This is a genomic window from Bacillus sp. JJ1533, assembly GCF_036965045.1.
GTDB lineage: Bacteria > Bacillota > Bacilli > Bacillales > Bacillaceae_L > Ferdinandcohnia.
Window position 1 is genome coordinate 73,218 of sequence record NZ_JBALOV010000003.1, and the last position, 15,107, is coordinate 88,324.

14 protein-coding genes are annotated in these 15,107 nt (G+C 36.7%); 4 read left to right on the forward strand and 10 right to left on the reverse strand.

The annotated features are described in order from the left end of the window. Positions 1-53: 53 nt before the first annotated feature. The 6 genes from V7138_RS01370 to V7138_RS01395 form a co-directional block, all read right to left on the reverse strand. Positions 54-539 (reverse strand): GyrI-like domain-containing protein, encoded by a 486-nt coding sequence (locus V7138_RS01370; protein WP_335393556.1) that lies wholly within the window; start codon positions 537-539, stop codon positions 54-56. 350 nt (positions 540-889) lie between these two features. After that, positions 890-1,450 carry a cysteine hydrolase family protein gene (locus V7138_RS01375; protein ID WP_335393558.1) on the reverse strand — a complete coding sequence of 187 codons (561 nt, stop codon included), beginning with the start codon at positions 1,448-1,450 and terminating at the stop codon, positions 890-892. Positions 1,451-1,620: 170 nt separating this feature from the next. After that, positions 1,621-2,502 (reverse strand): PhzF family phenazine biosynthesis protein, encoded by an 882-nt coding sequence (locus tag V7138_RS01380; RefSeq protein ID WP_335393560.1) that lies wholly within the window; start codon positions 2,500-2,502, stop codon positions 1,621-1,623. Between the two features lie 553 nt (positions 2,503-3,055). Next, positions 3,056-3,427, reverse strand: a complete 372-nt coding sequence (locus V7138_RS01385; RefSeq protein WP_335393562.1) for a nucleotide excision repair endonuclease — start codon at positions 3,425-3,427, stop codon at positions 3,056-3,058. Between the two features lie 70 nt (positions 3,428-3,497). Continuing rightward, on the reverse strand, positions 3,498-4,112 hold the full coding sequence (locus V7138_RS01390; protein ID WP_335393564.1) for a branched-chain amino acid aminotransferase: 615 nt from the start codon (positions 4,110-4,112) through the stop codon (positions 3,498-3,500). A 93-nt stretch (positions 4,113-4,205) separates the two neighbouring features. Next, the gene (locus V7138_RS01395; RefSeq protein ID WP_335393566.1) at positions 4,206-5,498 is read right to left on the reverse strand and encodes a DEAD/DEAH box helicase; all 1,293 of its coding nucleotides are present in this window, start codon (positions 5,496-5,498) and stop codon (positions 4,206-4,208) included. Between the two features lie 484 nt (positions 5,499-5,982). Between V7138_RS01395 and V7138_RS01400 the strand changes: the two genes are divergently transcribed. Both V7138_RS01400 and V7138_RS01405 read left to right on the forward strand, forming a co-directional pair. Continuing rightward, entirely contained in the window at positions 5,983-6,978 is a 996-nt protein-coding gene (locus V7138_RS01400; protein WP_335393567.1) for a DoxX family membrane protein, read from the forward strand. 283 nt (positions 6,979-7,261) lie between these two features. Further along, on the forward strand, positions 7,262-7,486 hold the full coding sequence (locus V7138_RS01405) for a hypothetical protein (protein WP_335367158.1): 225 nt from the start codon (positions 7,262-7,264) through the stop codon (positions 7,484-7,486). 363 nt (positions 7,487-7,849) lie between these two features. Here V7138_RS01405 and V7138_RS01410 read toward each other — a convergent pair whose 3' ends face one another. The 3 genes from V7138_RS01410 to fdhA form a co-directional block, all read right to left on the reverse strand. Continuing rightward, positions 7,850-9,394: a DUF4041 domain-containing protein gene (locus V7138_RS01410; RefSeq protein WP_335393568.1), complete on the reverse strand. Its 1,545-nt coding sequence runs from the start codon at positions 9,392-9,394 to the stop codon at positions 7,850-7,852. A gap of 410 nt (positions 9,395-9,804) precedes the next feature. After that, positions 9,805-10,569, reverse strand: coding sequence for an MIP/aquaporin family protein (locus tag V7138_RS01415; RefSeq protein WP_335393570.1), 765 nt, complete (start codon positions 10,567-10,569; stop codon positions 9,805-9,807). A gap of 12 nt (positions 10,570-10,581) precedes the next feature. After that, positions 10,582-11,796, reverse strand: coding sequence for a formaldehyde dehydrogenase, glutathione-independent (fdhA, locus tag V7138_RS01420; protein ID WP_335393572.1), 1,215 nt, complete (start codon positions 11,794-11,796; stop codon positions 10,582-10,584). A 271-nt stretch (positions 11,797-12,067) separates the two neighbouring features. On the opposite strand from fdhA, the gene V7138_RS01425 reads away from it, so the two are divergent. Both V7138_RS01425 and V7138_RS01430 read left to right on the forward strand, forming a co-directional pair. Continuing rightward, on the forward strand, positions 12,068-13,837 hold the full coding sequence (locus V7138_RS01425; RefSeq protein ID WP_335393574.1) for a sigma-54-dependent Fis family transcriptional regulator: 1,770 nt from the start codon (positions 12,068-12,070) through the stop codon (positions 13,835-13,837). Between the two features lie 92 nt (positions 13,838-13,929). After that, entirely contained in the window at positions 13,930-14,067 is a 138-nt protein-coding gene (locus V7138_RS01430; RefSeq protein ID WP_335393576.1) for a hypothetical protein, read from the forward strand. Positions 14,068-14,122: 55 nt separating this feature from the next. On the opposite strand, the gene V7138_RS01435 is transcribed toward V7138_RS01430, so the two are convergent. After that, the gene (locus V7138_RS01435; protein WP_335393578.1) at positions 14,123-15,091 is read right to left on the reverse strand and encodes an NAD(P)-dependent alcohol dehydrogenase; all 969 of its coding nucleotides are present in this window, start codon (positions 15,089-15,091) and stop codon (positions 14,123-14,125) included. Positions 15,092-15,107 lie beyond the last annotated feature (16 nt).

A 15,107-nucleotide genomic window follows, 5' to 3' on the forward strand; every position in this document is an offset into this window, starting at 1 on the left:
ACAAGGGGCTGTTGCAATTTTTCAAGGTGAAGTGTTGGAACCATCTCTCTGTTCTACTTTTTAACAATCGGTATATAAATATCAAAATGCGGATCACTAGGGTCGCGTTCCACTGGATAATGTTCATGTTTTATTGGCATATATGAATCATAGTAAACTACACCTGGTTCCCTAAATGCGGTATAATCGCTATCAAATAACCATTCATGTAGGTCGGTATACGTCTTTTGTATATCCTCCCCTTTGTGATGTGTTGTCTTCACATAAGTCAATTGAGGAACCTTTATTTCTATCATCCCATCAGGAATTTCCTGACTGTTACTTACTTCATATACTGCATAATGCACGAAACCATTTTCAATTACATGATAAGAGAGTCCTAATTGAACATGGGGGTTCAGCTTGTCATCTAACTCATTGGCACGTTCTTCTATTTGCCGAATAACGTTTTTTAATTTAGGGACAATCTCAGAGAATGTCCCTTCCCACTTTAATCCTACTGCCCGATAGCCAGGTAATGTAACAATTTCATAACCCACTTTATTTCCTCCTTCTCAAAAAAGTGTCGCAAGTTTACTAGTTTACAATTTCAATAACTATGTAGCCCATCTACTCATTATTTTATCATCTTCAATAACCTAATACATATTGTAAAAACGAGGGGACTGTTCAGCATTTTAAGTGAATCGTTTGAACCGCCCCACTGTTCCCATGGCACTTTTTATGGAATACCAATTTGATCGATATTTTGAATGTAAGTGAATCGTCACATTTCGAAAATTTTCTACGCTAAGTGAATATGAATCTAAAAAGTCGAATTCCTCTTACGCGAAGGATTCGACTTTTTATGATAGCTTATTCTTTTAGACCACTCGTTCATGAAACAAGCTTATTTTGTAAAATTGTTTATTAATTGTTCTGTTGTCAGTATTGTGGCAAATTCTTCGTGCAATGTAGCAAGAGATATATTATGAATAGTTGCTGCATCATAATATGTATCGGTTTGATCCTTCATACCGAAGGCTGCTGTTGCATCTGAAATTAGATATGTATCGAAACCTAAATTACCACTCATCCTGGTAGTTGTTGATACGCAATGAGGTGTAGTAAAACCAGTTATTACAACTGTTTTTACTTCATTTTCTTTAAGATGGTCTTCTAAATTTGTACCAATAAAACTACTGTTTACTTTCTTTTTTATTATTACTTCTTTATCAGTAGGCTCAACGATTTCTTTTATAGCGAACCCATCATTTTCGGGATGAAATATTGAATTAGGATTATCGGAAGTATGCTGTATATGTATTACTAACCAACCTTTGCTTCTCCACAAGTGTAGTATCTTCCTAATGTTTTCTTCTGCGTTTGGGTTATTTCGCTCTCCCCACTTTTTATCATCGAACGCTTTTTGTACATCAACTATAATTAACGCTTTTTTCTTGTCCTCCATAAGATTTCCCCCTAGATGTAATTTTCCATGAACTACAGATTAAGTCCATTTTTTACTTTTGTACAATTCTATTAAATTGTTGTTTAATTAAACTTCTCCTTTCGTATAACAAGAAAAAGAGCGACCTACATCTTGATCTCGTTAAATAAAAAAGAAAGAATATATATTTACTATAGAAACCATTCGCCCTGAGCAATTTTTTCTACTTTTCCTCCAACATTCACTATTATTTCTCCATTCTTATCAATTGCCTTTAAAAACAATAAAGATGGTCTTTTAATTTCATATCCTTGTTCTACACGAATATTAATCTCACTTTTATCAAAATACCGATATTTCACTAAGTAAGAAGCTAAACACCCATTAGAGCTTCCAGTAGCTGCATCTTCTGGAATACCAAAATAATATGCAAAGTCTCGAACGTTTAAATTATTATCGATACTATATGTTTCAGGAGAAAAGACCAAAATTGCTTTTGCATCAGTATGCTCAATTAACTCAAAGTATTTTTCTTTATTTATTCTAACTTTTTTAATTGCTTCTAAAGATTTTAAAGGGACAATAATTACGGGAAGTCCTGTTGAAACCTCTTGGATAGGATATCTATCATCTATGTACTCTTTATCCAAATTTAAAACATCAGAAACCTTATTTGTATCTAATATACGACCAAATGTGGGTTTATTTTGTTCCATCCAAAGTATTTGTTCTTGTTTATCGAACGTTACAGGAATCTGTCCAGCTTTTAAATTTAAAATTAGTTTATCTATCTGTTCCCCTATTACTTCATTTTGAATGATATATGCCGTTCCTAAAGTCGGGTGGCCAGCAAATGGAACCTCTTCATTAGGTGTAAAAATACGAACATTATAGCCATCATCTTTTTTACTATCTGATAAAATAAAAGAAGTCTCTGAAAAATTTATCTCCTTAGCTATTTGTTGCATTTTTTTATCTGAAAGGTTCTCAGCATTCTTAAAAACAGCAAGTTGATTCCCTGTATATTTTCCTTGTGAAAATACATCTACAATTGAATAATTAATTTTACCCATTATTTCTATCGCCTACCTTTGACTGGAATATTCTTTTAGATTCAATAAGTTTCATTTTCTAACACGATTTCCTCATCTGTTCGTGTTAGAAAAAATATATAGCGTTCAATGCCACAATGGTATTGTTTTTGTTGATGGAAATCTTAAACGGAAATGGTTGAATCTAAAATTTTTAATTTCAAATTTCAGTACTCCTTTTTGAAGTTATTATACTCTTTTTCTGTCAAACACTTATATTTGCCAATATTTTTGTGTAAAAAATGTATAAAAAGTTTCTAACTAGGGGCCTGACCCAATTCGTCGGGTCAAACAATTAGCCCTCTATTCTTTTTTTAGTTTAGGAGGAAAAAAGATGAATACTTCGGGATTTATAAGAGGAATGATGTCGAGAAATATGGAGGGAACTAGAGCAACAACGCCTTCAGATCATACGTGGTTCTGGAAGATTATTTAGGTAATGTATTTATCGAAAAGAAAGATATTAGAAACTTAGGGCCTAACCCAAGCACAGTAATGCTTTCATACACTGGGGGTTTGGCCCTGTAATCCCTTTTTAATTAAATACTTTATCCACGTTATATTTCGACTTGAGTTTATTAATGATATATGTTTCGTAAATTTCTCGTTCCATTGGATCTTCTACTATGCAAATATCGATTTTATGTACTTCATCTCTGTGCATTTTAATAGGAGATACCGTATCTTCAAAATGTTTTTTAATTCTTTGACGTAGTTTCCGCGCTTTCCCGACAAAAAGAAGCTCATCATTTTTATTGAAAAATAAGAAAATGCCACCTTTATCTCTCGGTATTAGATGGAAATCAATAAAGCCGTAAATATCCTTGATTACTGGTTCATTTTCTTTCGGAATTTGTTTCCGTTCTGTAATCGTTAGATCCGGCGTAGGTATGGTAATTTTTATCATGTCCAATCACGTCCCTTTTTTGTGTAGAGTTAAATGGTATCAGATGTAAGAAAGAAATGCGATTTAACAGTTAATTCACGTCCATGCTTCTTTCTTCCGTTCTCTCTACTAGTTTAAATAAAAATCGATAAATTAACCGATATGCTTCCTCTAATGACATCTCCTCTTTGAACCCATTCACGTAATTCAAAGCAAAATTAAAGTCCCATAAGCCATCATTTTGATTAAACATCAGTTCGAATTTTGCTTCATCTCCAAGTAAATCTTTTCTTAAGTTTTCTTTAAGAGTTGCCTCATACTTTTTCTGCAGCTTCAATCCTACCATGACGTCGTATGTTCCAAATACATCATTCACTTCAAACGCAATTGCATCAACGCCGATTAGTCCCAACCAATTTGATTCCAAGTATAGAAATTCATTCTTGTGTTTTTGAAGATAGTCAATCGGTTGTTCTAAAAAAACGAAGGATTCTTTAGAGAGTGTTTCTTCCGTTTCTTTATCACATCTTTCAATGTACGCTTCATGGAAACGTGTAGTTGGATCTTTTTCTATTAATGTAACGTCATTTGAAATCAATTGATGTTTTTCAATGTACTCTTTTTCCTCTTGATATAATGGTATTGACGAAGGTTCTTTACTCATCAACTCTGATTGAATGTATGTTTTCAATTGTTTTTGTAACATGGGTGTAGCCTCCTGAATTTGGTTCCTTCCCCCGGTGAACTAAAGCGTCTTTCGTTCCAGAGGTAAGGAAGTCCATTATGTATCATTTACTCTTTAGCGAGAACGTCTTCTCCCTCTTGTTGAAGTGCCTGAATTTCTTTTTGATTGACTATCATTGGATTTTCTTTTTGAAGACCCATTGCTTCTGTCTTTTGCACTACCTTCAGGGCGCTTTGTTTTTTTGATTTGCTCGTTTCTTTCTTTCTGATAGTCCTCCTTATCAGGGATACTTATTCCTTTAATCACTTGTATTTCGAATTTTTGATGAATCCCTTTTTCAATCATTCGGAGGAACTCCAGATCCTTAGGAGCCACTAACGTAATGGCAACCCCATCGCCACCCGCACGGCCAGTTCGTCCTATTCGGTGAACATAGCTTTCAACATCTTGTGGAATATCATAGTTATAGACATGTGTTACCCCTTCTACATCAAGTCCCCGTGCAGCAACGTCTGTTGCAACTAAAAACTGAGTTTTCGCCTCACGAAATCGTTTCATCGCTTTTTCACGTTTGGATTGTGGCAAATCACCATGAAGCTCATCCGATTCATATCCATTGGCAATCAATGCATCATGAAGCTTTTTAGCTCGAATTTTTGTACGACAGAAGATAATTGCTAAAAATGGACGATGCTCTTCGATTAAATGAAATAAAGTGGCTTGTTTTCTTCGGTCCGTTGTTTCAATCACAATTTGTTTAATCTCTTCAACCGTTACTTTTTTTGCTTTCACTTCTATGAATTCTGGCTCTACCATATATTTTTTGGCAAGAGATTGAATTTCTTTAGGCATTGTTGCAGAGAACAACATGGTTTGTCTAGATGGGAATGTTTCCTGAATGATGTCATCTACCTCTGGAAGAAAACCCATAAGTAACATTTGGTCAGCTTCATCAATCACAAGCTTCTCAATCGTTGAAAGGTCAATTGTTCCACGGCGAATATGATCTAATAACCGACCAGGTGTTGCAACGACAATATGTTGAGCTCCTTTTAGCTTTTTTAATTGATGTTCAACATCCTGACCACCATATACAGCTAACACATTGACACCTTCTAGGTTCTCCATCATTTTCTTAATTTCTTTTGAAATTTGCTGAGCTAACTCTCTTGTTGGCGTTAAAATAAGGGCTTGAACATCCGAATTGTGCACATCAATCTTTTCAAGAATGGGAAGAACAAAAGCCAACGTCTTTCCTGTTCCAGTTTGTGCTTTTGCAATCACATCCTTCCCCTCAAGTACGGATGGTATCGTCCGTTCTTGTATGGAAGTAGGCACTTCTATACCTAATGACTTTAATGTATGGTTAATCTCTTTTCGAATACCCAGTTGTAAAAAATCTCGCAAGGCCAATCACTTCTCTTTTCGTATATTAATATCAGTTTGTTTGTTCAAAGGCTTATTTACTATAGCATATTGGTTAGTATTTACAGACTGATTTGTATTATTAATGGTGCATTTCCATGGATGCGCTTCTCTTTTTAAAAAAGGGGCCTGACCCCTAGGTGCAGTAATGCTTTAATGCTGTATTGCTATATCAAACTTGGGGTCAGGCAATGTGATCGGAAAAACGTAGGACTATGCAAAAGGCATCTGAAGGTTTTGGTCCAACAAAAAATGAAGCATCCATTCGTACAATCAAACTAGATAGAAAGACAATAAACGCATTTAGAAGACTTTTCGAGACAGTAACACCAAATACCGACAAGTCACTGTGATTTGTCGGTTAGGGGGCTTTTTTCCGACTTTTACAGTGAACGTCAACATAATAGGCTACTTCTTAAGGAATAATAATTTTTGAACTTTGTTACAAAAAGGAGGGGTATATCCATTGAAGAAATGCAATTTTATTCTTTTATTTGGGTTTATTTGTTTTTCGCCAATTATTGCAAATGCACATGTAAAGTGGTTTACGGAGAAAGAACCAGAAAAGGTTCCTATTGAACAAATCCTTTCAATAGAATTCATCATATTATCCTTACTGATTGCTCTTTTTTTAGCGTTATTATCTCAATTCATACCACAGTTGATGAAAATTCCCGGTGTCGCCAAAATCGATATGAAGTTAGATGGGTATCGGAAATACTCTCGTTATATTCTTAAATATGGCACAGCTGTCGCATTTATTTTACAAGTCATTAATAGAACTATGTTTGCACCTGAGTTCACTATCCACCATATTTGGCAAACGGTTCTTATGTGGGCGATTATCGTTTTACTATTAATTCCTCATCATTTTGCAACAAAACTAGCTTCCATTTTAATGCTTGGTTTATTTATTCATACTTGGAGTTATTCCGGTTGGTTTCATATGTTAGATTATGGGTTTTACCTTGCTATTATCGGTGTCTTATTGGTGGGAAGAACGAGATTGGAGACGGCAGGGTTTCCATTTCTTTACCTCGGAACAGGTTTAAGTTTATGTTGGGTTGCAGTAGAAAAATGGGTTTATCCTTTTATGACTATCGATATTATTCACCGCCATCACGTACCTACTTTTGGCTTTGCTCCAGAACTATTTATTGTTCTATCAGCATTTATTGAATTCGTTGTTGGTTACTTATTAGTCGTTGGTATTCTCAACCGTTTATTGGCTGTTGTAGTAACCATTTTATTTATCCTGACAACTACCATATTTGGCTACACTGAAGTAGTGGGACATGGGATGATTCATATTGTTTTAATCATTTTTATTATCGAAGGAATATCCTTTTATCATCCACCAGTTAAAATACATAAGACCAGATTGGACCAAATGATATTTGTTTTCCTAAACTTTTTATTCGTGCTAAGTACATTTTTATTGATTTATTATCGATTTGCATAAAAAACGAAATCAAATTCTACTTTTATGAAAAAGGTGCCTGCCCCCCGATAATGCATTATGACGGTCAGGCACCATCTTTAATTTTAAAATTTCTTTCATTTCCTCCACCTCTCTTAAGATATATACAAATTTTTTCAAGTTCCCTTATTTTATGTAATTGTTGTGTAGGTATATGTATTATTTGTAGACAATTTATCTTAATGTCTAATCAATTCAAAGACACATGTCATATGGTAGTTAGGAAGGTTATTGAACATGAGAAACTAACAGGAGGTGATTAAATATGCCATTTTATCCTCCAAACCCAGGAAGGAGACCATTCCCTCCAAGGAGATTTGGACCGCCTAATCGAATTAGACGACAGCCTCGTTCTTTTTTTACAACTCCAAATCAACAGGCACCAACTTCTAGACTTCAAGGATTACAAACGGTTATGGGACACGTAGGAAAGGTTACAACCGGAATTGGTATGCTAAGACAAATGGGGGGACTTTTAAAGTTTTTTTAAAATTTTAGTTATCTAGGAAGCTGTTATAAGGAGAAAATCCTTTAATAATAGCTTCTTTTCCTAAAAACCTGATGACGGTTTCTGGCACGCCCTAGTAAAGGTGCCTGACCTCCAATATGCAATGTATTTCCGCACTGGGGGTCTGGCACTAGAATCTCACTCAGTTTCACCTAAAGATAGTGGTGGTCGGTAGAACTACATTAAGAAAACACTCTTATACTTCCTCAAACTCCATAACCCAAAACTTATAAAGGTAAAATAAAAAGGCATGAGTCCGGTAATACCGAATACATGCCAAACCAGAATCCCCAAACCGTATCTATTTTTGATTCAGATAAATGTATTGTCATTCTTTCCTCTACTTTAAACGACTGCAAGTACTTTTTCTTTTTCCATCGCAACGGATTGTCTGAATTCTGAAGCCTCCGCTAGTTTTGTAAATTCAACTGTCTTGTTATGATTACGTTTAACTACTTCTTCAATTTCATTTAGAGTAACCTTGAAGAATTCTTTACGTTCGTTGACTTTATTTACTCGCTGTCCTGAAAAAGCTCTATGCAACGCGTTTTCTAGTGCTGGGGCATCTTCACTGAAGATCATTCCGTGTATATCAAACGTAAATGGTACAGATGCATCTCCAAGTTCTTTTACTCGATCAACAGGTTCAAGTCTACGTGTCATACCAATTTTAAAGACATTTTCACCGAATGATCCGATATTGGAAATAATGTAAACATAACCTGCTCTTGTGTTTTGAACACGGTATAATACATCTTCTTTGTTCTTTCTAGTTTCTTCAAGTTGTGCTTCAAGTTCTTTTAGTTTTTCTAATAATTTAGCGTGTTTTAATTCATCTGTTTCTGAGATTTGGACTTGAAGTTTTTCTATTGCTTGTTCAAAGTGTTTTTCTTCTTTTTCGACTTTTTCCTTAGCCTTTTCTAGCTCTTTTAATGCTCTTGCCTCTTCACGCATGCGTTCTTTGATTTCTATTTGTTCTTCTTTTTCTTCTTGTTTCTTTTGTTCAAATTCATATTTTAGGTAAAGCTCTTGTAATTTCAGGTTTAAATAGCCCTTAGCAATTGACACTCGCTGCATATCTGTAAGTTTGTTCAACTCATCATAAACCTTGTGAATCCTCTGCTCACTTGCATCAACGTTATTGTATTTTACTTTTGTGATGATATTATCACATTCATTATTAAATGCCCTTAGAATCAACTTTATGGTATCAAGTATAAACTCCTTACCTTTCTTACTATCGTTACCTATAGTCCAATCAAGACTGTGGATGGTAGCAGTTTTTTCTTTAACCATTTTCTTTTGTTCCTTGCGAATTTCATTTAATTTAACCTGGTAGGCTTCGGAGTTTTCAAAACCATACTTAGGTAGATAAAAACCAAAAGATTGCATTTTGAGTTCATCATTTAGAAGTACAAGGTTCGACTGTAATGAGTCTATTTCAGATATTATTGTGTTTTTCTTCGATTCTAAATCATGAATTGCCCCGCTAATTTCTAATTTTGATTTTTCCAAATCAATCAACAAGTTACCATCAGATATTCTCTTAGATATCGTTTTGCTCTCCTTATCAAGTTCTTCTATTTTTTTAAGTAGATCATTTTGAATTTCTAATGAATCTGTAATTGGTTTAAATGTTTCTAATTGGCTTTCTATTTCTTTTTTATCATTTGATAGTTTTAGAATTTCTCTTTTTAACAACTCGACTTCAGCTTTTGAGTCTGTAATCTCGTCAAATTTATTTTCTTTCCAGTGAGTTTTGAATTTTTTTATCTCTTTATTGCGTTTATATATAAGAACAATAGCTATTATTGGAGGTATTATTAGAAACCACAATGCAAATAGGATACCTATAATCCATGGTGAGTACATAAGTTTTTCTTTATACATGCTATTAAAACATCCCCTTTTATTATATTAACCTCTCATATTATAACTATACGGGTTGGGTTTATATAAATCCAATATTTTACTTTTGGTTATTATTGTAAAATAATGTTAACAGTTATGAACCAATGGCTTCTGAGAAATCACTTCCTATCCACTTCACACCGCCTGAGAACAATATTTTATTGGTCACAGCTTTTGGTAGCAGTATTGGATTGCCTTACTGCTACCAACCAAAAATATACAATTTCTGTTTTCATTATCATCTTCAATATCTAAAAATACAGCCCTGTCATTTGATAAGAAGGGCCTGACTCTGTTACAACCGCCAAACACCCTCTATAAAAATCGAAAAAGGCAATAGTCGCCTGCCTAAAAGTATTTACAGCAGGGACTTTCACCTTTATCTAACTCTATTTAGCTACTTCATGAGGAAATCCTTCATTTGATACCGGTAGCTTTTTCGAACTAGTCATATACGTATAAACGACCGCCGCTGCGATGGCACCCACGATGGGACCAATGACATAAACAGGAAATTGGATCCAATTGATATTGCCGCCTAATAGACTATCTACTAGATAGGGGCCAAAGGTTCTTGCTGGATTAAATGATGCTCCCGTAGCACCGGCAGTCATCATGATAATCCCTCCGACTGTTAAACCAATTACAAGTCCTCCCCACTCTTTTGGGGCCTTTGAGTCCACTGCAATTCCCATAATGACGAACATCAGAATAAACGCTGCAATGGCTTCGATAATCACCCCCTGTAAATATCCGGTAGATGGTGCCAGTACAGTAGCCCCTAAATTACCTAACAAGACTCCGTCCATGCCTAAAACCGTTACAATTCCAAACGCCCCAATGGCACCGCCCACACATTGCGCAAGAATATATGGTCCTGCTTCTTTCCATGGAAAATGACCAGTCGAAGCTAATGCGATTGTAACTGCTGGGTTTATGTGACAACCCGTTAATCTTCCGATTGAATAGATCATTGCCATCACAATGATTGCAAAGGCAAAACTAATCACGCCAATATCTGCTAATGTTGTAGACTCGTTGTTATTCGCGGTAATAATGCCATTAAATGCAGCTGTTCCAGGACCGATAAGAACTAATAAAGCAGTACCGATCCCTTCAGCAAAACATCGTTTGAACAGGCTGGGTGTCTCCATAGGCATCCACCATTATTTCAACATTCCATGAGGGTCAATTACATATTTCTTTGATGCACCTTTATCAAACTCTGCGTAGCCTCTTGGCGCGTCGTCTAAGGAAATAACAGTTGCATTAACAGCTTTTGCAATCTGTGCTCTTCCACTTAAGATCGCTTGCATTAAGTCACGGTGGTATCGCATGACTGGTGTTTGACCCGTTACGAACGTGTGCGCTTTCGCCCACCCTAATCCTAGACGAACTCTCAATGTACCAATTTTGGCATCTTCATCAATTCCACCTGGATCTCCCGTTACATAGAGACCTGGAATCCCTAGTCGTCCGCCTGCACGTGTGACCTGCATAATTGAATTTAATACAGTTGCTGGTGCTTCGATACCACTCGCACCATGGGCAGATGCTTCAAAGCCTACGCAATCCACAGCACAGTCTACCTCAGGAACTCCTAAAATTTGTTCAATTTGCTCTCCCAGATCTGGGTGATGACGTAGATTCACTGTTTCACAGCCAAAGCTTCTTGCTTGGGCAAGTCTTTCTTCATTTAAGTCTCCTACAATAACGACAGAAGCCCCTAATAATTGTGCCGAATGTGCAGCTGCTAGACCAACAGGTCCTGCTCCTGCAATATACACAGTAGATCCTGGCTTAACTCCTGCGCTCACTGCCCCATGATAACCTGTTGGAAAAATATCAGAAAGCATGGTTAAATCTTTAATTTTTTCCATCGCTTGATCTTTATCCGGGAATTTTAATAATTGGAAATCAGCATAAGGTACCATCACATATTCAGACTGACCTCCTACCCATCCCCCCATATCAACATAACCATAAGCTGAACCAGGACGATCAGGATTTACATTTTCACATATATGTGTGTTCTGCTCTTTACAGCTTCGGCATCGTCCGCACGCAATATTAAACGGGACAGACACCAGGTCCCCTTTTTTGATAAATTCCACATCACGTCCCACTTCAATTACTTCTCCAGTTATTTCATGTCCCAGCACAAGTCCTGAGGGAGCAGTTGTTCTCCCTCTTACCATATGCTGGTCACTTCCACAAATATTGGTTGTCACTACCTTCAAGATAACACCGTGTTCACATTTACGTCCTACGTTTAAAGGGTTTACTCCAGGTCCATCTCTCAAAACTAAATCTGGATAACCAATATCCATTACCTCTACCTTACCAGGTCCCATATAGGCTACCGCTCTGTTTCCTGCCATTGTTTTTCCCCTCCATTAAAATGAGTATGATTCAGACAACTTGTATACTTGCAAGTAACGTGCCAATCTTACATTCTTTTAAAAATCGCCTTTTTAAGAGTGAAAAATAAAAATGCTGTTCAGAACCTGAGCAACATCTGTCCTATTTTGATACATACGTAATACAAGTATTCATTACTTTCAAAATAATGGAATAATAGTATAATAATAACTAGATATAATTTGTACGTCCTAATTGCAAGGAAAGTATGTAAGGGGGATAGGTAAATTCATGTCATCCGTCGATCTTTTCAATCAAAGGAACATTATTGATCTTTCTTGGAAACGATGTCAAAGGTTTGGATTTTCACCCACCGGCCCAATTCAGGATATCAAATTTACGGGCAAGAAATTACAAGAGGTTCTAACAGAGAATAAGAATTTGATCAACCATACTACGGCCATTTTAGAAAAGCTTTATCCTACCATTCATTCAAGTGGCATTGTTACAGTAATCGCTGACGGTAATGGAACGATCATTCATAAAATAGGTAATCTCGATATTGATGCATCCATTGACTATTTTTCAATTGGCTCAAATTGGTCAGAGGAATTGAAAGGGACAAATGCAATTGGACTTGCCATTTATGAGAAAAAGAACATTATCACCCACGCAGAACACCATTTCCATGTTAAGAATCACTTTCTCACATGTGCAGCAAGCCCCATTTTTTCTCCAAGTGGCGATTTTATCGGAGCAGTTAATATAAGTGCAAGGAAAGAGTTATTTCATCCTTCAATGGTTTCTTTAGCAACTATGATTGTAGAAGCTATCCAAAACCGATTGCTTATGGATCATGTAAACCGAGAAAAGCTGCTAGCCTTAAAAGAATTGGAAATTACAGCAAATCTAAGCTCAACTCCCCATCTTACACTCGATCATGAAAGAAGAATTATTCGCGCAAACAAACCTGCCCAGCAAGTATTAGGCAGTGATTGTATCGGGCAGGAGTTTCATATGAAGGGTGGCTATTCGGTCGATATCATAGACGATTACTCGAATAAAGTTTTTCGTTCTGTTGTTTCCTTACATAGAAATAACACGAAATCCTCCCAGGAAAAAAAGCTTTATACAATCTCTGATATAATTGGCTCCTGTGGAAAAATAGCAAATATAAGGAAAGTTGTTAAAAAAGCGGCCTTATCTGAGTACCCTATCATCATTTATGGAGAAAGCGGAACAGGTAAGGAATTAATCGCACAATCCTTACACACTTCGGGTACACGGAAAATGAAACCATTTATTGCGGTGAATTGCAGTGCCATACCTGATAGTTTGATTGAGAGTGAGTTATTTGGCTACGAACGTGGTGCTTTTACAGGTGCAAGGCGGGAAGGAGCTCCCGGGAAATTCGAAGCTGCTGACGGCGGAACGATATTCTTAGATGAAATTGGAGATATGTCTTTGAAGGCACAAGCAGCCTTACTTCGCGTGTTACAAGAAAAAACGGTAACCCCAATTGGCGGAGATTCCGTTAAAGTCATTGATACAAGAGTAATCGCTGCAACAAATAAGAATTTACGCGAGGAAGTACTAGCCGGAAGGTTCAGAGAGGATTTATACTATCGGTTGAGAGGGATTTTTATCACACTTCCTCCTTTACGAAATAGAACCGACATTATTGAACTAGCACAACATTTAATTACAAAACTAGACTCCCCCTCTATTACGTTATCGGATGATGCGAAGCAAAAACTAATCTCCTACCATTGGCCAGGTAATGTACGGGAGCTAAAAAGTGTTCTTATGCAAGCCTCGTTTTTTGCAGAAGATAAAATCATTAACGGCGAGGATTTACATTTCGAAGATGAGTTTGAGCGTCAACCTGCTCGTGGACCTTCTGAAATAGCCACTCCACTTTCTCTGACGAACACGGAAAAAATGGCTATCCTACAAACATTGAAATCTGTCGAGTGGAATATTACAAAAGCCGCGAACATTTTACCAATCAGTCGAAATACGCTATATCTTAAAATAAAAAAGTATGAATTACAGAAATAGACCAATTTTAGGGCTTGACCCCAAGTGCGGTAATGCTTTATGACACTGGGGACCTTGCCCTAATCAAAAAGTCTTGAAATGGGTGTGAACGAATGGGATATTTTGAACGCCTAAAAGAAATTTACCAACTTCAATGGGGATTTTTAGTTGATTATTGGTATGTACATATTGGCATGATGCTTGTGGGTCTTGGATTCGTATTCGTTTGGGTATGGAGAAAGAAGTCATAAAGAATTTAATAAAGAAAAAGGTTGGGGTCTTCTCTTACTACCCCAACCTTCTCAACTAGATAGTAATAATAACCTTCCCTTGTGAATGTCCTTGTTCAAAATAATGAAAGGCCTCAGGAATCTCACGTAAGGAATAGCTTCTATCGATATATGGCTTTACTTTTCCTTCTTCAAAAAGCTTTTTCATCACGACTAAATCTTCTTGCTTCGGTCTCTGTAAAAAAGACATGAATTTCTTTTTTCCAGTCATCGAGTACCAGGCTCCTAGCATCATTGCTTGATACATTTGACTTTCTGCGCCACCTACATGAATGAATACTCCGTTTTCTTTTAGCATTCTTTTATAGGTAGAAAGTGATTGCGAGCCATTCACTCCGATAATGACATCAAAGGTTTTATCATGGTTCTTGATGTTCTCTTTTTTATAATCAATGACATGATCGGCACCAAGGGAACTTGCGATTTCTACATTTCTCGTACTGACCACAGCCGTCACTTCCGCACCAAATGTTTTCGCAATTTGAATCGCAAATGTCCCGACACCACCTGAAGCACCATGAAGCAGCACTTCCTGTCCGGGCTTTATCATCGCTTTGTCTCTGATCGCTTGTAAGGCTGTCAATGCTGCCATCGGGACGGCGGCTGCTTCGGTAAATAAGAGATTACTAGGCTTTAAAGCCAATGCCTTTTCATCAACGGCTACATATTCCGCAAAAGCACCCCAGCCACTGCCTGATATATCTCCGTACACTTCATCCCCCACTTGAAATTGGGTAACATTCTCACCTATCGCCTCCACGATTCCAGCCATATCCCCTCCAGGAATCAGGTATTTAGGTTTCCTCAGTCCAAACACGAATCGAACTGGAAGTGGTTTCCCTCTTAATAAAACAAGATTACTATAATTAATCGATGATGCATGGACTCTTACTAATACTTGATTTTCCTTAGGTGTGGGTGTAGCGACCTCACGTAGCTTCAGTGTATCTGGTGATCCGTACCTTTCAGAGATAATTGCTTTCATCTCCGTCCTCCTTTGA